Raw genomic sequence first — 22,205 nt, forward strand, 5'->3', positions numbered from 1 at the left:
AGATGCTGAGAAAGAAGACATCCATCCAGGGCCGCGGCCGCGCCGCTCCCATCCTCGGCCGCGTTGCCGGCAAGAACGTCGACCGCCGCAGCTTCCTGCGTGGGTCGGGTCTGGCCGTGGGCGGTCTCGCAGCCCTCGCCTCAGGCGTGGGCCGGGTGACGCCCGCCGCCGCCCAGGCGGCCGCCGCGACCGGCAACATCGAGATCAAGAAATCGGTCTGCACCCATTGCTCGGTCGGCTGCACGGTTCTGGCCGAAGTCGACAACGGCGTGTGGGTCGGGCAGGAGCCCGCCTGGGACAGCCCGTTCAACCTGGGCGCCCACTGCGCCAAGGGCGCGTCCGTCCGCGAGCACGCGCACGGCGAACGCCGCCTGAAGTATCCGATGAAGCTCGTCGGCGGCGAATGGCAGCGCCTGAGCTGGGACGAGGCGATCAACGAGATCGGCGACCAGATGATGGCGATCCGCGAAGAGTCGGGTCCGGATTCGGTCTACTGGCTCGGCTCGGCCAAGCACTCGAACGAACAGGCCTACCTGTTCCGCAAGTTTGCGGCCTACTGGGGGACGAACAACGTCGACCACCAGGCGCGCATCTGCCACTCGACCACGGTCGCGGGCGTCGCGAACACATGGGGCTACGGCGCCATGACGAACAGCTACAACGACATCCACAACAGCCGCGCGATCTTCATCATCGGCGGAAACCCGGCCGAGGCGCACCCTGTCTCGCTCCTGCACGTCCTGCGGGCGAAGGAGCAGAACAACGCGCCGCTCATCGTCTGCGACCCGCGCTTCACGCGCACCGCAGCCCATGCGGACGAATACGTCCGCTTCCGGCCCGGTTCGGACGTCGCGCTGATCTGGGGCATCCTCTGGCACATCTTCGAGAACGGATGGGAGGAGAAGGAATTCCTTCGCACCCGCACCTGGGGCATGGACCAGATCCGCACCGAGGTCGCCAAGTGGGACCCCGAAGAGACCGAGCGCGTCACCGGCGTGCCCGGCACCCAGCTTGAGCGCGTCGCGCGCACGATGGCCAACAACCGCCCCGGCACCGTCATCTGGTGCATGGGCGGCACCCAGCACACCAACGGCAACAACAACACCCGCGCCTACTGCATTCTGCAGCTCGCGCTCGGCAACATGGGCGTCGCGGGTGGCGGCACGAACATCTTCCGCGGCCACGACAACGTGCAGGGCGCGACCGACCTCGGCGTCCTCGCCGACACGCTGCCCGGCTACTATGGCCTGGCGCCCGGATCCTGGGCTCACTTCGCCCGCGTCTGGGGCGAGGACCTGGACTGGCTGAAGTCCCGCTTCGCCAAGATGCCCGGCAGGGGCAAGGACGGCACCGATCTCGAGATGATGTACGAGACCGGCATCCCGGTCTCGCGCTGGATCGACGGCGTGCTCGAGGACAAGGAGAACATCCTCCAGCCCGACAACACCCGGGCGATGGTCCTCTGGGGCCACGCGCCCAACTCGCAGACTCGCATGGTCGAGATGAAGACGGCGATGGAGAAACTCGACCTCATGGTCGTGGTCGATCCCTATCCCACCGTCTCGGCGGTGATGCAGGACCGGACCGACGGGGTTTACCTTCTCCCCGCCGCCACGCAGTTCGAGACCTACGGTTCTGTCACCGCGTCCAACCGCTCGCTCCAGTGGCGCGAGAAGGTGGTGGAGCCGCTGTTCGAATCGCTGCCCGACCACACGATCCTCGCCAAGTTCGCCGACAAGTTCGGATTCGCCGACCGCATGTTCCGCAACATCGCGATCGAGAACGGCGAGCCCAACGTCGAGGACATCACCCGCGAAGTGAACCGCGGCATGTGGACGATCGGCTATACCGGCCAGTCGCCCGAGCGGCTGAAGCTGCACATGGCGAACCAGCACACGTTCGACAAGACGACGCTGCGCGCGATCGGCGGTCCGGCCGACGGCGACTTCTACGGGATGCCCTGGCCTTGCTGGGGCACGCCCGAGATGAACCACCCCGGCACGGCGAACCTCTACGACATGTCGATGCCGGTCTCGAAGGGCGGCCTGACGTTCCGCGCCCGCTTCGGGGTCGAGCACGAGGGTGACAACCTTCTGGCAGAAGGCGTCTACAGCGTGGGATCGGAAATCCAGGACGGATATCCCGAGTTCACGATGCAGATGCTCCAGGATCTCGGCTGGGACTCCGATCTCAGCCCCGAAGAGCGCCAGTCGATCGAACGCGTCGCAGGCTATCGCGACGCCGAGGGCAAGCTGACCGGGCAGGGCGAGGAAGTGGGCGAGCAGGACCAGACCGGTCCCTATCCCGCCGACTGGAAGGAAAAGATCGGTGGCGTCAACTGGAAGACCGACCTTTCGGGCGGCATCCAGCGCGTCGCGATCCTCCACGAATGCGCACCCTTCGGCAACGCCAAGGCCCGTGCGGTCGTCTGGACCTTCCCGGACCCCGTGCCGACCCATCGCGAGCCGCTCTACTCTAACCGCCGCGACCTCGTGGCCGACTACCCGACCTACGAAGACAAGACCTTCTGGCGGGTGCCGACGCTCTACAAGTCGATCCAGGACAAGGACTTCTCGGAAAGCTATCCGATCATCCTCACCTCGGGCCGGCTGGTCGAGTACGAGGGCGGCGGCGACGAGACCCGGTCGAACCCCTGGCTGGCCGAATTGCAACAGGACATGTTCGTCGAGATCAACCCGCGCACCGCGAACAACATCGGTGTCAGGGACGGCGCACAGGTCTGGGTCGAGGGACCCGAGGGCGGCAAGGTCAAGGTCATGGCCATGCTGACCAACCGGGTGGGCGAGGGCGTGGCCTTCATGCCCTTCCACTTCGGCGGCTACTTCCAGGGCGAGGACCGCAGGTCCAAGTATCCGAAGGGGGCTGACCCCTATGTGCTGGGCGAAAGCTCGAACACCGCGCAGACCTACGGCTACGACTCCGTGACGCAGATGCAGGAGACGAAAGCCACCCTCTGCAAGATCACCGCGGCGTAAGGAGGAGAAAAGAAAATGGCACGAGTTAAATTCCTCGTCGACGCCGAACGCTGCATCGAATGCAACGCCTGCGTCACCGCCTGCAAGAACGAGCACGAGATCCCCTGGGGCATCAACCGCCGCAGGGTCGTGACGATCAACGACGGCGATCCGGGCGAACGCTCGATCTCGGTCGCCTGCATGCACTGTTCGGACGCGCCTTGCATGGCGGTCTGCCCGGTCGACTGCTTCTACCAGACCGCCGATGGCGTGGTCCTGCACTCCAAGGACCTCTGCATCGGCTGCGGCTACTGCTTCTACGCCTGCCCCTTCGGCGCGCCGCAGTATCCGCAGGCCGGCAACTTCGGCTCGCGCGGCAAGATGGACAAATGCACCTTCTGCTCGGGCGGACCCGAAGAAGACATGAGCCAGGTCGAGTTCTCGAAATACGGCCGCAACCGTCTCGCCGAAGGCAAGCTGCCGATCTGCGCCGAGATGTGCTCGACCAAGGCGCTGCTCGCCGGGGACGGCGATGACGTCTCGGACATCTACCGTGAAAGGGTCGTCGCACGCGGCTTCGGCTCGGGCGCCTGGGGCTGGGGAACGGCCTACGATCAGAAAGGTGGTTGAGACCGCCGACCTTCTGCTATGATCCCATGACGTCCCGAAGCCCTCGGGGCGTCATTTTTCTTTCGGTCGCAGATGTCGATGCCAGCCATACGCAAGAAGGTCCATTCCGAACTGCCGAGCGGCGATCCCGCTCTGCTCAACCGCATCGCCTGGGCGCGTCGGTGGGTGGAGCGCGACTCGAGCCTCGAATACGCGACCGAGGCGCAGCTCAAGGCGAAGGCCGGAAGCGGCAAGCGCAGCCGGGCCGAGCAGGGCCTGGCCCTGCGGACGCTGGCCTGGCACGCGCTCTGGACCGGCCATATGGACACGGCCATGCAGCACTGCCTGAAGGCCGAGGGATACCTGCCCGAAAGTCAGCACCGGGACGCGCGCGCGGGCATCTACGCGCTTCTCGCGGTGGTGCATTATACGCGGGGTCGGCTCGACCTGGCGACCTGCGCGGTCGACCGCGGCCTGTGGCTTCTCAAGGACATGACCGACGGCGAAGCCGCGCCCGCGCAGACCAGCCTTCTGCTGGCCCGCGCCACCGTGCAGCGGCTCGGGGGCGAACGGGCGCGCGCTGGGATCACGCTCAGCCGCGCGCGGGAACTGGCGCCCGAGGAACACATGCCCCTCGTCGAATACTGCACCGCACGATGGCTTCTATCGGACGGCGACATGGTGAAGGCAGCCGATCACGCCGCACGGTCCGTCGATCTCGCATCGCGGGACGGAAACGGCGTGATGCTGTCCTATGCCCATGCCGTGCAGGCATCCGTTCACACGGCCGAGGGTCACCCTTATGAGGCGCGGCTGTCCTTCGCGCAGGCCCGCAAGCTGGGCAAGGCCGCGGGCGACCTCTTCATCGACTGCATCGTCCACACGGGACTGGCGAGCGTGGCGCGCTCGGAAAAGAACACGGACGAGGCGCAGACCCTTCTGCGCGAGGCCGCGCGTATCGCCAAGCGCGAGAACTACGCGGTCCTGCGCAAGGGGATCGCGCTCGACATGGCCGAATGCTTCGAAACCGCCGGCGACTACAAGGCTGCGCTGGAACAACACAAACTTGCATGGCGTCTACAAGACGACATGCGGATGAGATGAGGCTGGGGAGGAACCGATGATCCGTGCAATCCTGATCGCGCTCGCGCTTGCCGTGGCGTCCATGCAGAACGCCCTCGCGCAGGAGGTCCCGTCTGACGCGCCGCGCGCCGAAACCGGCGGGGCGCAGACGCTCGACGACATCCTGCGCCGCCAGCAGGGCCTCGAGGTCGATCCGACCTTCCGGTCCGAGGCGACGGGTGACCCTGACTCCGCCGCGCCGCCCACCGCACCGCTCGGCACGCTCGGGGGCCAGTCGGACCCCGAGCTGTGGCGCGCGCTGCGCTACGGCACGGCCAATGTCTCCAGCCAGGTCCGCTCGCCCGCCGCCACGCTTCTGGTGCAGGACGAGGGCATGTGGTGGCTTCAGTTCCGCGAAGGCCCACTGCGGACCTGGGGAGGCTACTTCCTCCTCGGCGTCCTTGGGCTCCTTGCGCTGTTCTACCTCATTCGGGGCCGCATCCGGATCGACCACGGCAAGTCGGGCGTCAAGATCACCCGCTTCCGCGCCTTCGAGAGGTTCTCGCACTGGCTTCTTGCCGGGTCGTTCATCCTTCTCGGCGTGACCGGACTCATCAGCCTCTTCGGCCGGGTCGGCATGATCCCCTGGATGGGGAAGGAGGGTTACGCCACGCTCGCGATCGGCTCGAAATGGATCCACAACAACGTGAGCTGGGCCTTCATGCTGGCCCTCATCTTCGTCTTCGTCCTCTGGGTCTGGCACAACCTGCCGGATCGGACCGACCTGACGTGGTTTGCCAAGGGTGGCGGCATCTTCACGAAGGGCCACCCGCCGGCGAAGAAGTTCAATGCGGGTCAGAAGCTGATCTTCTGGTCCGTCATCGTCCTTGGCGCGTCGATCTCGGTCTCGGGCCTGTCGCTTCTGTTCCCCTTCGACATGCCGATGTTCGCCTCGACCTTCCACCACATCAACGCGCTCGGCCTGCCCGAGCTGGTCGGACGCGAGCCTCTGCCCGAGGCGCTGACGCCCCACGCCGAGATGCAGTACGCCCAGCTCTGGCACTCCATCATCGCCTTCGTGCTGATGGGGATCGTCTTCGCGCACATCTACATCGGCACGCTCGGGATGGAGGGCGCCTATGACGCCATGGGGTCCGGCGAGGTCGACCTGAACTGGGCCAAGGAGCACCACAGCCTCTGGGTCGAAGAGGAGCAGGCCAAGCAAGGCGCGGCGCCGCCCACGGCGACGCCCGCCGAGTGAGATGCGCGCCCTCGCGCTTGTCATGGCGCTTGTCGCGGCACCCGTCTTCGCCGCCGACTTCCGCATCCTCGAAGGGCACGGCGGCCCGGTGATGTCGGCCGACGTGTCGGCGGACGGAACCAGGGCGCTGACCGCCAGCTTCGACAACTCCGTCGGTCTGTGGACCCTCGGCAACGACGAGGTGCGCTGGCTGGAAGGCCATGCCGCCGCCGTCAAGACAGCGATCTTTCTGCCCGGCGGTCTGGCGGCCTCGGGCGGCGACGACTTCGCGATCCTCCTGTGGGACGTTGTCACGGGCACCCTCCGCACCCGGCTTGAAGGCCACGAAGGCCAGGTCGCGGCGCTTGCCGTCTCGCCCGACGGCACCCGCCTCGCCTCGGCGGGCTGGGACGGCGCGATCGGCCTCTGGGACATCGCCACTGGGGAGCGGACGGGCTGGCTGATGGGACACGACGGCGCGGTGAACGACGTCGTCTTCTCGGACGACGGCGCCTCGCTCTGGTCCGCCTCCGCCGATGGCACGGTACGCCTCTGGGACATCGCCACCGGCGCCGAGAAGCGCCTCGTCGTGCGGCACGGCTTCGGCGTGAACACCCTGACCCTGGGCGACGCTTGGCTTGCCTACGGCGCGGTCGACGGCGGCACCCGCGTGATCGACGCGACAACCGGCGACGACCTCGCCGACCTGACCCTCGACCGCCGTCCGATCCTGACGATGGCGCTGTCGCCCGACGGCTCCGAACTGTCCGTGGGCGACGGGCAGGGCTTCGTGATGACCGTCGACACGACGAGCTGGGATCTTATCGGCGACTACCGTGCCGCCGCCAACGGTCCGGTCTGGGCATTGTCCTATACGTCCGACGGCAAGAGCCTGATCGCAGGCGGCATCGACGACACGGCCTACGTCTTTCCGGCCCACAACGCGCTCGACGCGCCGATCATGGCGACCGAGACGCGCGCCTTCCTGAACGATCCAGCCAAGATGTCGAACGGTGAGCGCCAGTTCCAGCGGAAGTGCTCGATCTGCCACAGCCTCGCCGACGACGACACCCGCCGCGCCGGACCGACGCTGGCCGGGCTCTTTGGCCGCAAGGCTGGCAGCCTCCCGGACTACAGCTATTCCGAGACCGTCCAGCGCCTCGGCTTCGCCTGGACCGAAGACACGGTCGACAAGCTTTTCGATCTTGGCCCCGACCACTTCATCCCGGGCTCGAAAATGCCTATGCAGAGGATCACGAGGCCCGAGGACCGCCAGGACCTGATCGAGTTCCTCAAGGACAACACATGAAAGGGATGACCCCATGAAAGCCATGCTCGCCGCCTTCGCGATGATCTTCGTGATCGCCGTCGCCGCGGACTTCGGGCTCGAGGAGGCCGACTTCTCGTCGCAGCAGGTCCAGTCCAGCCCCTCGGTCCGCCTGGACTGATCCGGTGATCCAGTATCTCGGCCTTTGGGTGCTGTTGGCGCTCACGCTCAACATGTGGGCGCTCATCTCCGTCCTACGCTCGAAAGCGCCCCTGACGACACGTACCCTCTGGCTCGTTATCCTTCTGCTTCCCGGTCTCGGCTTCGTCGCCTGGTATCTCCTCGGCCCGCGCGAGTCGGCCGCCTGACGATTTGATCAAAACACTTGTTCGCCGCGAATCCCGCGCCTAGGTTCGGGGCATCCCGTTTTTATGGTGGTTCATGCTCATCGGCATCCTGCAGTGCGGCCATTTCCCGAAGGTCGACGGCTATCCCGAACGAACCTACACCGACCTCTACTCCTCGCTTCTCGCCGGACGCGGCCTGACCTTCCGCACCTGGAGCGTGGTCGACATGGAGTTCCCCGACAGCGTCCATGACGCCGAAGGCTGGCTCGTCACCGGCTCGCGCCACGGCGCCTACGAAGACCTGCCCTTCATCGCCCCGCTCGAGGACTTCATCCGCGACGCCTTCGCCGAAAAGGTGCCCTTGGTCGGCATCTGCTTCGGCCACCAGATCATCGCGCAGGCCATGGGCGGACGCGTCGAGAAATTCGCGGGCGGCTGGTCCATCGGCCCCACCGATTACGACTTCGACGGCGAGACGGTGCCGCTCAACGCCTGGCACCAGGACCAGGTGGTCGAGCCGCCCAAAGGCGCAAGGACGGTCGCAAGCAGCGAGGCTTGCAGGTACGCCGCCTTCCTCTACGACGGCCATGCCATGACGATCCAGCCCCATCCCGAATTCGACCGGGACGCCGTCGATCTGCTGTTGAAGGCCCGCGCCCCCGGCGTCGTCGATCCCGACCGCATCGACGCAGCGCTCGCCCGCATCGACAGCCCTGTCGCGAACGCTGCCGCCGCCGACCGCATCGCCGACTTCTTCAAGGAGAACAGCCGTGGCTGACTGGCTGACACAGGTTCCCGAATCCGCCCTGGCCCACCTCGACGGCGGCCGCGTGGACGAGGTCGAATGCCTCATCGCCGACCTCTCGGGCGTGGCACGCGGCAAGGCGATGCCCGCCTCGAAGTTCGCGCACCAGACGCACTTCTACCTGCCAAACTCGATCTTCTACCAGACGATCACCGGCGAGTGGGCCGACGAGGCCGCGCAGGAGGAGTTCACCGAACCCGACATGGTGCTGCGGCCCGACTACTCGACCGCCAGCGCCGCGCCCTGGACGGCGGACACGACGCTTCAGGTCATCCACGATGCCTTCGACAAGGCGGGAGAGCCGGTGCCCTACGCTCCGCGCAACGTCCTCCGCCGCGTGATGAAGCTCTACGAGGAGAAGGGCTGGAAGCCCGTCGTCGCCCCCGAGATGGAGTTCTACCTCGTCGCCCGCAACATCGACCCCGCCAAGAGCATCGAGGCGATGGTCGGCCGCTCCGGCCGGCCCGCCGCCGCGCGCCAGGCCTATTCGATCAGCGCCGTCGACGAGTTCGGCCCCGTCATCGACGACATCTACGACTTCGCCGAGGAGCAGGGCCTCGAGATCGACGGCATCACCCAGGAAGGCGGCGCGGGCCAGCTCGAGATCAACCTTCGCCACGGCAATCCGATCAAGCTCGCGGACGAGATCTTCTACTTCAAGCGCCTGATCCGCGAGGCCGCGCTGCGCCACAACTGCTTCGCCACCTTCATGGCGAAGCCCATCGAGGGCGAGCCCGGCTCGGCCATGCACATCCACCACTCGGTGCTCTCGACATCGACCGGAAAGAACCTTTTCGTGGCGGAAGATGGCGGAGAGACCGACCTCTTCCGCCACTTCATCGGCGGGCTGCAGACCTACCTCTCGCCAGCGACCTGCGTCTTCGCGCCCTACGTCAATTCCTTCCGCCGCTTCGTCAAGGACAACGCGGCGCCCATCAACCTGGAATGGGGCCGCGACAACCGCACCACCGCGATCCGCGTGCCCGTGGCGTCGCCCGAGGCGCGGCGGATCGAGAACCGCCTCCCCGGCATGGATTGCAACCCCTACCTCGGCATCGCAGCCTCGCTCGCCTGTGGCTACATCGGCATGGTCAAGGAGGTCGAGCCCAAGCCCGAATACATCGGCGACGCCTACCACGCCGAGGAAGAGCTTCCGCGCGGCGTCTATGCCGCCCTCGAGGAATTTGCCGCCGCACAGCCCCTGCGCGAGGTCCTGGGCGAGCACTTTTGCCGGGTCTACGAGGCGGTGAAGCTGTCGGAGTACGACGACTTCCTCCGCGTCATCTCGCCGTGGGAGCGCGAGCACCTGCTCCTGAGCGTGTGATGAACCCGCTCTACCGCAACGACAAGCCAGGCGTGCTGCCGCCCTCGTGGTATGTCGCCACCTCCGAGATCCCCGCTGACCGCACCCCGCTCGACGGCGACGTGACCTGCGATCTCGCCGTCATCGGCGCGGGCTACACCGGCCTCTCGACCGCCCTCCACGCCGCCGAGAAGGGTCTCGACGTCGTCGTCATCGACGCGCACCGCGTCGGCTTCGGCGCGTCCGGGCGGAACGGCGGGCAGGTGGGCACCGGCTGGAACAAGGACCAGCACTGGCTGGAAGCGCGGCTCGGCCGTGACGACGCGCGAAAGCTCTGGGAGCTGTCGCTGGAGGCCAAGGCGATGGTCCGCGACCTCTCGACCCGCCTTGCCCCCGACGCCGCCTACAAGCCCGGCGTGCTCCACGGCGAATGGACCGACGCGGGCGCGGACGAGGCCCGCAACTACGGCGATTTCCTCCGCGACCGCTACGGCTTCGAGACCGAATACCTCGACCGCGACGCCGTGCGTTCCGTCGTGAAGACCGACGTCTACCGGGGGGGCCTCCTCGACTGGGATGCAGGCCACATCCACCCGATGCGCTACTGCCTCGGCCTAGCGCGAGGCGCCGAGGCGGCAGGCGCGCGCATCTTCGAGCGGACCGAGGCGACGAAGATCGAAGAGGGCGTCGTGACCACGCCCACAGGCCGTATTCGCGCCGGCCACATCGTCGTCGCGGGCAACGGCTACCTCTCGCCCATCTCGAAGGACGTCGCCGCCCGCGTCATGCCGATCAACAGCTTCATCGCCGCGACCGAACCCCTGGGCGACCGCGCGACCGATGTGCTGGCCAAGGACATCGCCGTCGCCGACGACAAGTTCGTGGTGAACTACTTCCGCCTGAGCGAGGACCGCCGCCTACTCTTCGGCGGGCGCGAGAATTACGGTCTGGGCTTCCCGCAGGACATCCTGACGGCGCTCCGCGCGCGGATGGAGAGGCTGTTCCCGCAACTGGCCGGCGTGCGCGTCGACCACCACTGGGGCGGCACGCTCGGCATCACGATGCATCGCCTCCCCATGCTGCGCCGCCTCGGCCCCACGACGCTCGCGGCGGGCGGGTTCTCCGGCCACGGCGTGGCGCTCACGGGCCTCGCAGGCAAGGTGATGGCCGAAGCCGTCGCAGGCCAGGCGGGCCGTTTCGACCTCATGTCGAGACTGCCCGTCACACCCTTCCCCGGCGGCCGCCACGCCCGCGCGCCGCTTCTCACCCTCGCCATGACATGGTTCGCGCTGCGCGACAGGTTGGGCGTCTGATCCTCAGCGCGTCCGCGCAGCGAAGCACGCCCGCAGGTGATCCGCCGCCGCAGCCACGGCCGGGCTCGGATCCTCCGGCACCAGCATCCCCAGCGCGTAGGTCGGCAAGGGCGGCAGCCCGTGCCGACCCGAAGCCTCGACGATATCGCCCCCGATGGACGAGGCCGGTATGGGCGCGACGGCCAGGTCGGCCAGGATCGCCGCCCGCTGTCCCGAGATATGCGCGCTCTGGAACGCGACCCGCCACGGCCGCTTCTGCGATTCCAGCGCGTCGAGCCCCGCCTTCCGCCAGGCGCAGCCTTCCTCCCAGACGCTGACCGGCAGGGGGTCCCGCGTCGCCGCAGTCCCGCCCTTGCAGGCGGCCCACACAAGCTGTTCGCGCATCAGGATCTCGGCCCCCCGCGACTGCGCATCGGGTCCGTAGGTCAGAAGCGTCAGGTCCAGTTGGCCGGCGCGCAGCATGTCCATCATCCGAACGGACGAGTCGATCACCACGTCCACCGTCACGCCGGGATGCGTCTCGGCGAACCGCCGGAGCATCCCGGGCAGATGCCGCTCGGCCGCGTCGTCAGGCGCGCCCATGCGCACTACGCCCCGGATGTCGGGCTGCACGAAACGCGCCACCGCCTCGCGGTTCATCGCCAGCATCCGCCGTGCGTGTTCCACCAGAAAGCCGCCGTCCGCCGTCAGCTCGACCGACCGGCTGTCGCGCAGGAACATCGGGCGTCCGAGGATATCTTCGATCTTCTTCACCTGCATCGACACCGCCGACGGCGTCCGGTGCACCCGCGCGGCGGCGGCCGAAAAGCTGCCGGTCTCGGCGATGGCGACAAGCGTGCGCAGCAGGTCGAGGTCCAGAAGAGGGATGGTCGGAAGGGTGGGGGCGTTCATAGCGAGCCGTCAGTAAAACTGCATGATGAGGTCAAATCTATTCGTTTGATTGATGTACGTCAAGACGCCACCTTACCTCCAGAGAGACACACCAGGCTGAAAAGGATCATCGCCATGCACGCCTCCGACACCTCCTCCTCCCACGGCCACCCCCTCCACGCGCTGGCCGACAGCCTCGCGCGCCGGATCGCCGAACGCCTGCGCCGCCGACACTTCCGCACGCTGCTCGACCTCGACGATCACATCCTCCACGACATCGGCGTGACGCGGGGCGAGGTGCGGTCCGCAGCCAACCTTCCGCTCTCGGTCAACGCGGCGCACGAACTGCACCGCATCGCCCGCGAACGCCGCCGCATGATGATGTGACGGCCGCGCGCCTCGCGCTAGACTCCCGTGCATGAGACCGCACAGGATCCCGGCCCTCCGCCCCGGCGGAGGGCCCTCCAGATGAAACGCTTCGCGGCGCTGTTCACGGCGCTGGACCAGACGACGAAGACCAACGCCAAGGTCGACGCGCTGGCCGACTATTTCTCGACCGCGCCCGTGGAAGACCGGCTCTGGACGATGGCGCTTCTCTCGGGCCGCCGCCCCAAGCGTACCGTCACCGCGACCCGCCTCCGCGAATGGGCCGCCGAGGTCTCGGGCATCCCGCTCTGGCTCTTCGAGGAAAGTTACCCCATCGTCGGCGATCTGGCCGAGACCATCGCCCTTGTCCTGCCCGAGCCCCGGAACGCCTCGGACCGCACCCTCGGCGACTGGATCGGCGAGATCCGCGCCCTTTCCGCGCTCCCCGACGAGGACCGCAAGACCCGCGTTCTCGCCGCCTGGGACGCGCTCCCCAAGATCGAACGCTTCGTCTTCAACAAGCTCATTACCGGCGGCTTTCGCATGGGGGTCAGCCAGAAGCTGATGACCCGCGCCCTGTCGCGTGCCACCGGCGTCGAGGAACCCGAACTCGCGCACCGCCTCATGGGCGACTGGTCGCCCGACCGCACCACCTTCGACGCCCTCGTCCTGACCCCCGATCCCGGATCCGACCTCTCGAAACCTTATCCCTTCTACCTCGCCTATCAGCTCGACGATCCGGTCGAGACCCTGGGCGATCCCTCCGACTGGGCGGCGGAACACAAGTGGGACGGCATCCGCGGCCAGCTCATCCTGCGCGGCGGCCAGCACTTCGCCTGGTCGCGCGGCGAAGAGCTGATGACCGACCGCTTCCCCGAGCTTGCGACCCTCACCGACTTCCTGCCCGACGGCACCGTGCTTGATGGCGAGGTGCTGGCCTGGGACAGCGCCACCGAACTGCCCATGAGCTTCAACGCGCTGCAAAAGCGCATCGGCCGTAAGACCGTGCCGAAGGCGCTTTTGGCCGGGGCCCCCGTCATCCTTCGTGCCTACGACCTCCTGGAGCACGAGGGCGCCGACATCCGCGCGCTGCCCTTTTCCGAACGCCGCGCCCGGCTCCATGCGCTCGCAGAGGCCGTGCCCGACGACATGCCCCTCCGCCTCTCGCCGCTTCTCGACTTCGACACATGGGGCAGCCTCGCCGCCACACGCGAAGCCTCGCGTGCGATCGGGGCCGAGGGCGTCATGCTCAAGCGCCTCGACAGCCCCTACCGCGACGGCCGGCGCAAGGGCGACTGGTGGAAATGGAAGGTCGATCCCCTGACCATCGACGCGGTGATGATCTACGCCCAGTCCGGCCACGGCCGCCGCGCGAACCTCTTTACCGACTTCACCTTCGCCGTCTGGGAGGGCGAGGCGCTGGTGCCCTTCACCAAGGCCTACTCCGGCCTCACCGACGCCGAGTTCCGCTCGATCACCGCCTGGGTCCGGAAGAACACGCTGGAACGCTACGGCCCCGTCCGCGCGGTCAAACCCCACCACGTCTTCGAAATCGCCTTCGAAGGCATCCAACAGAGCACCCGCCACAAGTCCGGCGTGGCGCTGCGCTTTCCCCGCATGGCCCGCTGGCGGACGGACAAGCCCGCGTCCGAGGCGAACACGATGGAAGATCTGCGCGCGATGCTGGCCGCTTATGGGTGAGAGGAGGGCGCGCGCGATCCTCTCCGCTTTGTTGCCTGTCCGACTTTGCCTGCCCGACTTTTCCCTTCGACTGGCGAACGGCGAACTGCCAAATTTGGAACACGGTGTCATTCCCCTATATTGTCTCGCGCACCGACAGTGCACGCGTTCGAAACAATCCAGCCGGGAGCTGCCCACACCATGAAAACCCCCCTGATCCTTGCCGCCGGAGTCGTCGGCGCTTTCACTGCCAGCGCACAGGCCGACATCACCGTCTCCTCCAAGATCGACACCGAGGGCGGACTGCTCGGCAACATCATAGCGCTCGCTCTCGAGGATGCCGGTCTGCCGGTCGAGCGCCGGCTGCAACTGGGCGGCACGCAGGTCGTACGCGAGGCGCTGCTGGCGGACCAGATCGACATCTATCCCGAATACACCGGCAACGCCGCTTTCTTCTTCAACGAGGCCGACAGCGAAGTCTGGAAGGATGCCCAGGCGGCCCACGATCGCGCGTCCGAACTGGACGCAGAGGCGAACAACGTCACCTGGCTTGAAAGTGCTCCGGCCAACAACACCTGGGCCATCGCCGTGACGGGCCCGGTTGCCGAAGAGAACAACCTGACCACGATGTCCGATTTCGGCGCGTGGGTCTCGGGGGGGGGCGAAGTCAAGCTGGCCGCCTCGACCGAATTCGTGTCGTCTCCCGCTGTCCTGCCCGCGATGCAGGAGACCTACGGGTTCCAGCTCTCGCAGGACCAGACGGTGATACTGTCGGGTGGCGACACCGCAGCCACCATCCAGGCGGCCGCACGCGGCACGTCGGGCGTGAACGCCGCAATGGTCTATGGCACCGACGGCGGGGTCGGCGCGACGGGCCTCGTGGTCATGGAGGACGACGAGGGGGTACAGCCCGTCTATGAGCCGACGCCCATCGTCCGGGCCGAGGTTCTGGAAGAGTATCCGTCGATCCCGGACGTGCTGAACCCGATCTTCGGCAACTTGGACATGGCGACGCTTCAAAAGCTGAACGGCCGCATCCAGGTCGGCGGCGAACCGGCCGAAGCCGTGGCGCGCGACTACCTGACCCAGGCCGGAGTACTGGACTGACCAGCGCAACCATACCGGTGGGACGCGCCGGGTGGGGATTGTCCCCGCCCGGCGTTCTGTTCGCCGTCCTTGGACTGGGCGCGCTCCTGCTTCCTTTCCTGACCGTCGCTGCCAATCGCATCGTCGCCGGCGACGGCGTGTTGCCCTGGCGCCTGGCTGCGCCGGCGGTGACCCTTCCCGGAACGGCTGCCGTGATGGCGGGCCTGCTTCTCGGCCTGCCGTCGGCGTGGCCGCGCCTGCGGTTCGCCGGGTCGATCCTCGGACTGGCCGGCCTGCTCTGGCTGCTGATGCAGGGCGCGCCCGCGCTGCTGGTCGGGGCCGGAGACTATGCGCGGGTTTCGCCCGCCATCGGCTTCTGGTGCCTCCTGCTGATCCTGATGCTGCTGATGGCCGACGCGCTCGCCCAGCTGGCGCCGGGGTCGCTGGCGCGCGGCGCGCTCCTGGCGGCGGTGCTGGGAACGCTGGCGCTGATCCTGTGGTCGGGGACGCTGTCGCAACTGTCGATCCTGCAGGAATACGCCGGCCGCAGGGAGGCCTTCGCCGATGCGGCCGTGCGGCACCTGGCGCTGGCCTTCGGCTCGCTCGCGACGGCGGCGGCGATCGGCTTTCCGCTGGGTATCCTGTGTCACCGGCGATCGAGCCTGCGCACCACGACCCTGCCGGTCCTGAGCTTCCTCCAGACGATACCGTCGCTTGCGATGTTCGGCCTGATGATCCCGATCCTCGGCTGGGTCGGGGACAGCGTGCCCGGTGCGCAGGCCATCGGCATCGCCGGGATCGGCTTTGCGCCGGCCTTTCTGGCGCTGGTGCTGTACTCGCTGCTGCCGGTGGTCGGAAACACCGTGACGGGGCTTGCCGCGACGCCCCCCTCGGCGCTCGAGGCCGCGCGCGGGATGGGCATGACGCCGCGCCAGCGGCTGTGGCAGGTCGAACTGCCGCTGGGCCTGCCGATCATCCTGACCGGGCTGCGCATCGTGCTGGTGCAGAACGTCGGACTGGCCGTCATCGCCGGGCTGATCGGAGGCGGCGGCTTCGGGACCTTCGTGTTCCAGGGTCTGAACCAGACGGCCACCGACCTGATCCTGCTGGGCGCGCTGCCCACCGTCGCACTGGCCCTCGTCTCGGCCATCGTCATGGACATCCTGGTCGAACTGGCCTCTCCGACACCGCAGGGAACCGCATGATCGAGATCGACCGCATCACCAAGACCTACAACGGCGTCAAGGCGGTCGATGCCGTGACGATGACGGTCGAAACCGGCACGATCACCGTCATCGTGGGCACCTCGGGCTCTGGCAAGACCACGCTCCTGCGGATGATAAACCGTCTCGAGGAGCCCACCTCGGGAGAGGTGCGGATCAACGGCGTGTCGACCCTTGCGACGAAGCCGCATCTGTTGCGGCGCCGGATCGGCTACGCGATCCAGGGCCACGGGCTCTTTCCCCATCACACGGTGGCGCGCAACATCGGTGCGGTGCCCCGGCTTCTTGACTGGCCGAAGGACAAGATCGAGGCCCGTGTCGACGAGTTGCTGACCCTGTTCTCGATGGACCCCGCGCAATTCCGGGACCGCTATCCGGCCGAGTTGTCGGGAGGACAGCAGCAGCGCGTGGGCGTGGCGCGGGCACTTGCCTCGCGTCCCGATCTCCTGCTGATGGATGAACCCTTCGGCGCGCTCGACCCGATCATCCGCGCGCGGGCCCAGGACGATCTGCGCCGGATCCAGAAGGCGCTCGGTTCGACCATAATGCTGGTCACGCACGACATGGAGGAGGCGATCCGCCTGGGAGACCGGGTCGCGGTGATGGACGGCGGCAAGCTGGTCCAGCACGGCACCCCCGCCGAGATAATCGCCCAGCCGGCGACCGACTTCGTCGCCAACATGGTGGGCGAGGTCGAGCGACCCCTGAGGCTCCTGTCGCTGATCCCGCTGTGCGATCTGGTCGAGGACGGGGACGCGCCGGGCGCCGCTCTGCCGGCCGACGCCAGCCTGCGCGACGCGCTCGCGGCCTGCCTGTGGACCGGTCGGTCGGCCGTGCCGGTCGAGCGCGACGGCGACGTGGTGGGCCGGGTGACATTCGACGCGATCCGCGCCCGCGCAGAGCTTCGCGCATGAGGATCGGGGTCGGGACCATCCTGCGCCCCGCTCTGGTCCTGCTGCTGCTGGCCCTGGTCTTGAGGCCGGACTGGTTCGCCCCGGTCTTCCGGCCGCTCGCCCCCGAGGGCGCACCGGCGATCTATGCACGCAGCTCGCTTCTGTCGCTGTCGCTCAGCCATCTGGGGCTTGTGGCAGCCGCCACGGCTGCGGCCACGCTGGTCGCGGTGACGCTTGCGATCCTGGTGACCCGGCCTGCGGGCGAAGCCTTCCGCCCCCTCTCGCGCACGGTGACGAACATGGGCCAGACCTTCCCCCCGGTCGCCGTGCTGGCCCTGGCCGTGCCGGCCCTCGGCTTCGGCGCGGGTCCGACGCTGGTGGCGCTTTTCCTCTATGGTCTGCTGCCGATCTTCGAGAACGCCACCATCGCGCTCTCGACGCTTCCGCCCGCCACGATGGAGGCGGCACGCGGAATGGGGCTCAATCGCTGGCAAAGGCTGGTGCAGGTCGAACTGCCGCTCGCGTTTCCCGTGATCCTGACGGGCATCCGCCTGTCGGTCGTGATCGCGCTTGGCACCGCGACGATCGGATCCACCGTGGCCGCCCGCACGCTGGGCGAGGTGATCATCGCGGGCCTGCTCACCAGCAACACCGCCTACGTGCTGCAGGGCGGGATCATCGTGGGGCTCTTCGCCGTCCTGATCTACGACGCGCTCGTGCAACTCGAAGCCCGCCTCGCCCGCCACACCGGAGGGCGCCGCACTGCTTGAGGGGCCGTCCGGAAGGGCGAGGCGCTGGTAGCTTTCACCGGGGGCTGCGGCCCCGTCCGCGTCTTCGAGATCGCCTTCAAAGGCTCAGCAAAACAGACCCGCCACAAGTCCGGCGTGGCGCTCCGCTTTCCCCGCATGGCGCGGTGGCGAACGGATAAGCCCGCCTACGAGGCGAACACGATGGAGGATCTGAGGGCGATGCTGGCGGCTTATGGGTGAGGGGAGGGGCCTCAAGGCCGAACTGAAGCGCCAGGGGGTGACTTACGGTCAGCTTGCCGACATGATCGGCGATAAGGAAGTCAACATTCGCAACAAACTGTCACGAGGCAAATTCAGTGCCGCCTTTTTCCTGCAATGCCTGAAAACCGTTGGCGTAACGGATTTGCGGTTGGGCTAGGTTTCGGGCTTTCCGCGGCCACTGTCATATTGATCTGGGGTAGCGGCATCTACGATTTTGTAGATTGCATAGCTCGCGATCAGTGTAACGGATACGCCGGTCGCTTTGAAGCCGACGATGAACCACAATGGTGGTGGTGGACCCGGCGTCTTGTTGCGTCTGAGGACACACTTGCTCAGTGGGTAATGTCTTTCTTCACTATAGTAGCGGCGGGGCTTTTGGTTGGCACTCTGGTGGCTACTCAAAGAATGGCCGCTGACACCCGAAAAATGGTGCTGGAAACCACCCGCATCGGAGAAGCGCAGGTCCGTGCCTATCTGACTATTGAGAAGGTTTCTGTCACGCCCCGAGCAGAACAATTCTACGTCGACTGGGACATCGCGTTGACCGTCCGAAATACGGGGCAGTCGCCTGCTAGAAGTGTGATGATCGAGGTATCTCGGGTCGGCGGCGACACCGGGCTTGCCAAGGGCGTCTGGCCAGACATCGCCGCAGGTAAAAGTAAACGGGACTCCGTAGAGCTCCTGACCCGCGCCGATGACCTTCGGTTCGCCACAGGTTCGGACACGCGTGTTATTATGCTTTTGCTGGTGAAGGTCCGTTACGAAGATGTCTTTTGTTTGGACGGTAAGACCATCACCGAAAGCGCAGAATTCGCTGGCAACGCCCTCTTGGTCGACGGCGAGACTACAGAGTTCAGAGATTTCTCCGCCTTGGGCAGGGAGATTGATCGCAAAAAAAAATCTGCAGGGCACCAATCATGTGTCAGCCCTCCCGCCGGACGGCTGATCGCGTGGTGCGTTTCCTCCATAAGGCCGGATACTTCGAGACCGATAAAAACGCCTACCCTTCGTCCACCTCGGCAGCCGCCGAAGGCCTCCGATCTGGGTCGCTCGTCACCTCCGCCCTCGTCCGCGGCAGCGCCCCCGGCATCTCGGCCTGGAGCCAGGCCACCAGCGCCTCGCGGATGTCGCAGCGCAGGTCGTAGACCAGGCCGGCGTTCCGCCCCGAGGCGATGACGCGGACCTCCATTACCGTCTCGCGGATGTCCGTCACCTGAACCGCGAAGACGTTGCGGTCCCAGCGGGGCGAGGCCTCGACCACCTCCCGCGCCTTCTCGCGCAGGCGGGCGACGTCGGCGGTGTGATCGACGTAAAGCATCACCGCCCCGATAAGAGAGGCGGTCTCGCGGGTCCAGTTCTGGAACGGCTGCTCGATGAAATAGTTCAGGGGCACGATCAGCCGCCGCCAGTCCCAGATCTTGATGACGACATAGGTCGAGGTGATCTCCTCGACCTGGCCCCACTCGCCCTCGACGATCAGCGCGTCGTCGATGCGGATGGGCTGGGTCACGGCAAGCTGGATCCCCGCGATCAGGTTCTTCAGAAGCGGCTGCAGCGCGAAGCCCACCACGATCCCCGCCGCCCCCGCCGAGGCCAGCAGCGACACCCCATAGTGGCGCACCGTCTCGAAGGTCATCAGCACGGCGGCCAGCGCGCCCACATAGATCAGGATGTTCCCGATCCGCTGCAGGATGCGGCCCTGTGTGATGTGCTTGCGCGCGTTGAGGTTATCCTCGCTGTCGAGGCTGAACTGCCGCAAGTGGATCGTCATCCAGATGCTGAACGCCATCCTCAGCCACCAGGCGATCAGCACGATCGTCAGCACCGTCAGCGCGCGCCGGACGAAGACGTTGAGGCCGTCCGGCAGATCGAACGGCGCGAGCGCGAGAAACAGCGCCAGCGTGACGAAGGCCAGCCGCACCGGCCGCCGCGTGCGCTGGACGAGGCTGCGCCAGAACAGGTCGCGTCCCGCCACGATCCGCGTCGCCACCCGGTGCCACAGCCAGTGCGCCATCAGCGCCACCGCCACGGCCAGCAGCGCCGCGACGAAGGGGCCGCTGCCGCCCGGAAGGGCCGTCAGCCAGCCGCGAAGGAACTCGAGGGTCATCATCCGGCCTATGCTAGCTGCGTTGCAGCGCTCTGGCAAAACGATCCCGCGAGGCGCGCCTCGGGTTCCAATCGCCGCCCGCAGCCTCTATCTCTCACCCGACCACGACACGAGGAGCCGACATGCAGACCCCCGTTTTCGACGCGAACGCCTCCGGCGCGGGCAACCTGGGCGACCTGCCCGAATGGAACCTCTCCGACCTCTACTCCAGCCCCGACGCGCCCGAGCTGAAGCGCGACATGGACTGGCTGGAACAGGCCTGCGCCGACTTCGCCGCCGACTACGAGGGCCATCTCGCCGGTCTCGGCGCACAGGGGATGCTCGACTGCGTCCTGCGCTACGAGAAGATCGACATGGTCGCCGGCCGCATCATGTCCTTCATCGGCCTGCGCTATTACCAGAACACGACCGACGCCGAACGCGCCAAGGCCATGTCCGACGCGCAGGACCGGATCACCGCCTTCACCACGCCGCTCGTGTTCTTCTCGCTCGAGGTCAACCGCATCGACGACGCCGTCCTCGACGGCTGGTTCGCCGGAAACGCCGACCTCGCCCGCTACAAGCCGATCTTCGACCGCCTCCGCCTGATGCGTCCCTACCAGCTGTCGGACGAGCTCGAGAAGTTCCTCCACGACCAGTCCACTGTCGGCGCCGCCGCCTGGAACCGTCTCTTCGACGAGACCATCTCGGGTCTCGAGTTCGTCATCGGCGACGAGACGCGCGGACTGGAAGCCACGCTGAACGACCTCTCCGACCAGGACCGCGCCAAGCGCGAGACGGCGGCGCGCGAGCTGTCCCGCGTCTTCGGCGAGAACGTCAAGCTCTTCGCCCGCGTCCACAACACGCTGTCGAAGGAGAAGGAGATCGAGGACCGCTGGCGTGGAATGCCCACACCCCAGACCGGCCGCCACCTGTCGAACCAGGTCGAGCCCGAGGTGGTCGAGGCCCTGCGCAACGCCGTCGTCAACGCCTATCCGAAACTCTCGCACCGCTACTACGAATTGAAGCGCGGCTGGCTCGGCCTCGACCGGATGCAGGTCTGGGACCGCAACGCGCCCCTGCCGATGGAAAGCGACCGCAGGATCGGCTGGGACGAGGCGCGCGAGACGGTGCTATCCGCCTACGCCGGCTTCGACCCCGAGATGGCGCGCCTGGCGCAACCCTTCTTCGACGACGGCTGGATCGACGCCCCGGTGAAGCCCGGCAAGGCCCCCGGCGCCTTCGCGCACCCGACCGTGTCGAATGTCCACCCCTACGTCATGCTCAACTACCTCGGCAAACCGCGCGACGTGATGACGCTGGCCCACGAGCTTGGCCACGGCGTCCACCAGCGCCTCGCGGCCGGGCAGGGCGAGCTTCTGGCCTCGACGCCCCTCACCCTGGCCGAAACCGCCAGCGTCTTCGGCGAGATGCTGACCTTCCGCCGTCTCCTCAAGGACGCGCCCTCGCAGAAGGAACGCAAGGTCCTCCTCGCCGGCAAGGTCGAGGACATGATCAACACGGTCGTCCGCCAGATCGCCTTCTACGATTTCGAATGCAAGCTCCACGCCGCCCGCCGCAATGGCGAGCTGACGCCCGATGACATCGGCGAGTTGTGGATGAGCGTGCAGGGCGAGAGCCTCGGACCCGCCTTCGACTTCATGGAGGGCTACGAGACCTTCTGGTCCTACGTCCCCCACTTCGTCCACTCGCCCTTCTACGTCTATGCCTACGCCTTCGGCGACGGCCTCGTGAACGCGCTCTACGCGGTCTACGAGGAAGGCGACGCCGACTTCCAGAAGAAGTACTTCGACATGCTCAAGGCCGGCGGCTCGAAGCACCACAAGGAGCTTCTGGCCCCCTTCGGCCTCGACGCCTCCGACCCCGCCTTCTGGGACAAGGGCCTCGGCATGATCTCGGGCTTCATCGACGAGTTGGAAGCGATGGAGGGCTAGGGACGTCGCGGCACTGTCCTGCCGTTGCCACAGTTCTCGGCTAGAGGGGGCGTCATGGACACCGCAGCCAGGAACCCCGTCGAGAGACTGCTGAGAGGCGTCTCGACAGACCACG

Annotated in this window: 21 protein-coding genes and 1 pseudogene; 19 read left to right on the forward strand and 3 right to left on the reverse strand. The window is 67.0% G+C overall.

The window, feature by feature from the left end:
• Positions 1-2 precede the first annotated feature (2 nt).
• From EF888_RS00970 to EF888_RS01010, 10 genes are all read left to right on the forward strand, one after another.
• A complete protein-coding gene (locus EF888_RS00970) occupies positions 3-2,996 on the forward strand; it encodes a formate dehydrogenase subunit alpha (RefSeq protein ID WP_109760582.1) in 2,994 nt (997 codons plus the stop codon).
• 15 nt (positions 2,997-3,011) lie between these two features.
• Positions 3,012-3,605 carry a formate dehydrogenase FDH3 subunit beta gene (gene fdh3B / locus EF888_RS00975; protein ID WP_109760581.1) on the forward strand — a complete coding sequence of 198 codons (594 nt, stop codon included), beginning with the start codon at positions 3,012-3,014 and terminating at the stop codon, positions 3,603-3,605.
• Between the two features lie 72 nt (positions 3,606-3,677).
• The gene (locus EF888_RS00980) at positions 3,678-4,688 is read left to right on the forward strand and encodes a tetratricopeptide repeat protein (protein ID WP_206508391.1); all 1,011 of its coding nucleotides are present in this window, start codon (positions 3,678-3,680) and stop codon (positions 4,686-4,688) included.
• A 16-nt stretch (positions 4,689-4,704) separates the two neighbouring features.
• On the forward strand, positions 4,705-5,907 hold the full coding sequence (locus tag EF888_RS00985) for a formate dehydrogenase subunit gamma (protein ID WP_109760579.1): 1,203 nt from the start codon (positions 4,705-4,707) through the stop codon (positions 5,905-5,907).
• Position 5,908: 1 nt separating this feature from the next.
• Positions 5,909-7,195 (forward strand): c-type cytochrome, encoded by a 1,287-nt coding sequence (locus EF888_RS00990; RefSeq protein ID WP_109760578.1) that lies wholly within the window; start codon positions 5,909-5,911, stop codon positions 7,193-7,195.
• A 13-nt stretch (positions 7,196-7,208) separates the two neighbouring features.
• Entirely contained in the window at positions 7,209-7,334 is a 126-nt protein-coding gene (locus EF888_RS22380) for a hypothetical protein (protein WP_277601029.1), read from the forward strand.
• A gap of 4 nt (positions 7,335-7,338) precedes the next feature.
• Positions 7,339-7,521 (forward strand): PLDc N-terminal domain-containing protein, encoded by a 183-nt coding sequence (locus EF888_RS00995; RefSeq protein WP_241239762.1) that lies wholly within the window; start codon positions 7,339-7,341, stop codon positions 7,519-7,521.
• A gap of 73 nt (positions 7,522-7,594) precedes the next feature.
• Positions 7,595-8,278 (forward strand): type 1 glutamine amidotransferase, encoded by a 684-nt coding sequence (locus EF888_RS01000; protein ID WP_109760577.1) that lies wholly within the window; start codon positions 7,595-7,597, stop codon positions 8,276-8,278.
• Entirely contained in the window at positions 8,271-9,629 is a 1,359-nt protein-coding gene (locus tag EF888_RS01005; RefSeq protein ID WP_109760576.1) for a glutamine synthetase family protein, read from the forward strand. The genes EF888_RS01000 and EF888_RS01005 overlap by 8 nt, the downstream gene beginning before the upstream one ends.
• A complete protein-coding gene (locus EF888_RS01010) occupies positions 9,629-10,921 on the forward strand; it encodes an NAD(P)/FAD-dependent oxidoreductase (protein WP_109760575.1) in 1,293 nt (430 codons plus the stop codon). Before EF888_RS01005 ends, EF888_RS01010 begins: the two co-directional genes overlap by 1 nt.
• 3 nt (positions 10,922-10,924) lie before the next feature.
• Here the strand turns inward: EF888_RS01010 and EF888_RS01015 are convergent, their stop codons facing one another.
• Positions 10,925-11,812, reverse strand: coding sequence for a LysR substrate-binding domain-containing protein (locus tag EF888_RS01015; protein ID WP_109760574.1), 888 nt, complete (start codon positions 11,810-11,812; stop codon positions 10,925-10,927).
• A gap of 114 nt (positions 11,813-11,926) precedes the next feature.
• Between EF888_RS01015 and EF888_RS01020 the strand changes: the two genes are divergently transcribed.
• The 8 genes and pseudogenes from EF888_RS01020 (at position 11,927) to EF888_RS22105 (ending at position 18,206) form a co-directional block, all read left to right on the forward strand.
• The gene (locus EF888_RS01020) at positions 11,927-12,178 is read left to right on the forward strand and encodes a YjiS-like domain-containing protein (RefSeq protein ID WP_109760573.1); all 252 of its coding nucleotides are present in this window, start codon (positions 11,927-11,929) and stop codon (positions 12,176-12,178) included.
• An 81-nt stretch (positions 12,179-12,259) separates the two neighbouring features.
• Positions 12,260-13,858 carry an ATP-dependent DNA ligase gene (locus EF888_RS01025; RefSeq protein WP_109760572.1) on the forward strand — a complete coding sequence of 533 codons (1,599 nt, stop codon included), beginning with the start codon at positions 12,260-12,262 and terminating at the stop codon, positions 13,856-13,858.
• Positions 13,859-14,038: 180 nt separating this feature from the next.
• Positions 14,039-14,944 carry a glycine betaine ABC transporter substrate-binding protein OsmF gene (gene osmF / locus EF888_RS01030; protein WP_109760571.1) on the forward strand — a complete coding sequence of 302 codons (906 nt, stop codon included), beginning with the start codon at positions 14,039-14,041 and terminating at the stop codon, positions 14,942-14,944.
• A 38-nt stretch (positions 14,945-14,982) separates the two neighbouring features.
• The gene (locus EF888_RS01035; RefSeq protein WP_109760570.1) at positions 14,983-16,128 is read left to right on the forward strand and encodes an ABC transporter permease; all 1,146 of its coding nucleotides are present in this window, start codon (positions 14,983-14,985) and stop codon (positions 16,126-16,128) included.
• Complete coding sequence (locus tag EF888_RS01040) at positions 16,125-17,060, forward strand: ABC transporter ATP-binding protein (protein ID WP_109760569.1); 936 nt, start codon at positions 16,125-16,127, stop codon at positions 17,058-17,060. The genes EF888_RS01035 and EF888_RS01040 overlap by 4 nt, the downstream gene beginning before the upstream one ends.
• A 2-nt stretch (positions 17,061-17,062) precedes the next feature.
• A complete protein-coding gene (locus EF888_RS01045) occupies positions 17,063-17,809 on the forward strand; it encodes an ABC transporter permease (RefSeq protein ID WP_109760669.1) in 747 nt (248 codons plus the stop codon).
• Between the two features lie 48 nt (positions 17,810-17,857).
• Positions 17,858-18,028: pseudogene (locus tag EF888_RS22535) on the forward strand (ATP-dependent DNA ligase); the annotation flags it as partial.
• Positions 18,029-18,089: 61 nt separating this feature from the next.
• Positions 18,090-18,206, forward strand: coding sequence for a DUF6471 domain-containing protein (locus EF888_RS22105; RefSeq protein ID WP_241239871.1), 117 nt, complete (start codon positions 18,090-18,092; stop codon positions 18,204-18,206).
• On the opposite strand, the gene EF888_RS01055 is transcribed toward EF888_RS22105, so the two are convergent.
• On the reverse strand, positions 18,203-18,961 hold the full coding sequence (locus tag EF888_RS01055; RefSeq protein WP_164721532.1) for a hypothetical protein: 759 nt from the start codon (positions 18,959-18,961) through the stop codon (positions 18,203-18,205). The two genes, EF888_RS22105 and EF888_RS01055, sit on opposite strands and share 4 nt — an antisense overlap.
• Before the next feature lie 88 nt (positions 18,962-19,049).
• Entirely contained in the window at positions 19,050-20,156 is a 1,107-nt protein-coding gene (locus EF888_RS01060) for a mechanosensitive ion channel family protein (RefSeq protein ID WP_241239763.1), read from the reverse strand.
• Positions 20,157-20,278: 122 nt separating this feature from the next.
• On the opposite strand from EF888_RS01060, the gene EF888_RS01065 reads away from it, so the two are divergent.
• Positions 20,279-22,090, forward strand: a complete 1,812-nt coding sequence (locus tag EF888_RS01065; RefSeq protein WP_109760566.1) for a M3 family oligoendopeptidase — start codon at positions 20,279-20,281, stop codon at positions 22,088-22,090.
• Positions 22,091-22,205: the final 115 nt, after the last annotated feature.

Origin of the sequence: Silicimonas algicola (genome assembly GCF_003970735.1) — a bacterium.
GTDB classification, from domain to species: domain Bacteria; phylum Pseudomonadota; class Alphaproteobacteria; order Rhodobacterales; family Rhodobacteraceae; genus Silicimonas; species Silicimonas algicola.

Coding starts and splice junctions, on each gene's coding strand:
- EF888_RS01025 (WP_109760572.1), top strand. CDS start 12,260: ATGAAACGCTTCGCGGCGCTGTTCACGGCGCTGGACCAGACGACGAAG.
- EF888_RS00980 (WP_206508391.1), top strand. CDS start 3,678: ATGTCGATGCCAGCCATACGCAAGAAGGTCCATTCCGAACTGCCGAGC.
- EF888_RS01065 (WP_109760566.1), top strand. CDS start 20,279: ATGCAGACCCCCGTTTTCGACGCGAACGCCTCCGGCGCGGGCAACCTG.
- EF888_RS22105 (WP_241239871.1), top strand. CDS start 18,090: ATGATCGGCGATAAGGAAGTCAACATTCGCAACAAACTGTCACGAGGC.
- EF888_RS22380 (WP_277601029.1), top strand. CDS start 7,209: ATGAAAGCCATGCTCGCCGCCTTCGCGATGATCTTCGTGATCGCCGTC.
- EF888_RS01015 (WP_109760574.1), bottom strand. CDS start 11,812: ATGAACGCCCCCACCCTTCCGACCATCCCTCTTCTGGACCTCGACCTG.
- EF888_RS00990 (WP_109760578.1), top strand. CDS start 5,909: ATGCGCGCCCTCGCGCTTGTCATGGCGCTTGTCGCGGCACCCGTCTTC.
- EF888_RS00985 (WP_109760579.1), top strand. CDS start 4,705: ATGATCCGTGCAATCCTGATCGCGCTCGCGCTTGCCGTGGCGTCCATG.
- EF888_RS01010 (WP_109760575.1), top strand. CDS start 9,629: ATGAACCCGCTCTACCGCAACGACAAGCCAGGCGTGCTGCCGCCCTCG.
- EF888_RS01020 (WP_109760573.1), top strand. CDS start 11,927: ATGCACGCCTCCGACACCTCCTCCTCCCACGGCCACCCCCTCCACGCG.
- EF888_RS01060 (WP_241239763.1), bottom strand. CDS start 20,156: ATGACCCTCGAGTTCCTTCGCGGCTGGCTGACGGCCCTTCCGGGCGGC.
- EF888_RS00970 (WP_109760582.1), top strand. CDS start 3: ATGCTGAGAAAGAAGACATCCATCCAGGGCCGCGGCCGCGCCGCTCCC.
- EF888_RS01000 (WP_109760577.1), top strand. CDS start 7,595: ATGCTCATCGGCATCCTGCAGTGCGGCCATTTCCCGAAGGTCGACGGC.
- fdh3B (WP_109760581.1), top strand. CDS start 3,012: ATGGCACGAGTTAAATTCCTCGTCGACGCCGAACGCTGCATCGAATGC.
- EF888_RS01040 (WP_109760569.1), top strand. CDS start 16,125: ATGATCGAGATCGACCGCATCACCAAGACCTACAACGGCGTCAAGGCG.
- osmF (WP_109760571.1), top strand. CDS start 14,039: ATGAAAACCCCCCTGATCCTTGCCGCCGGAGTCGTCGGCGCTTTCACT.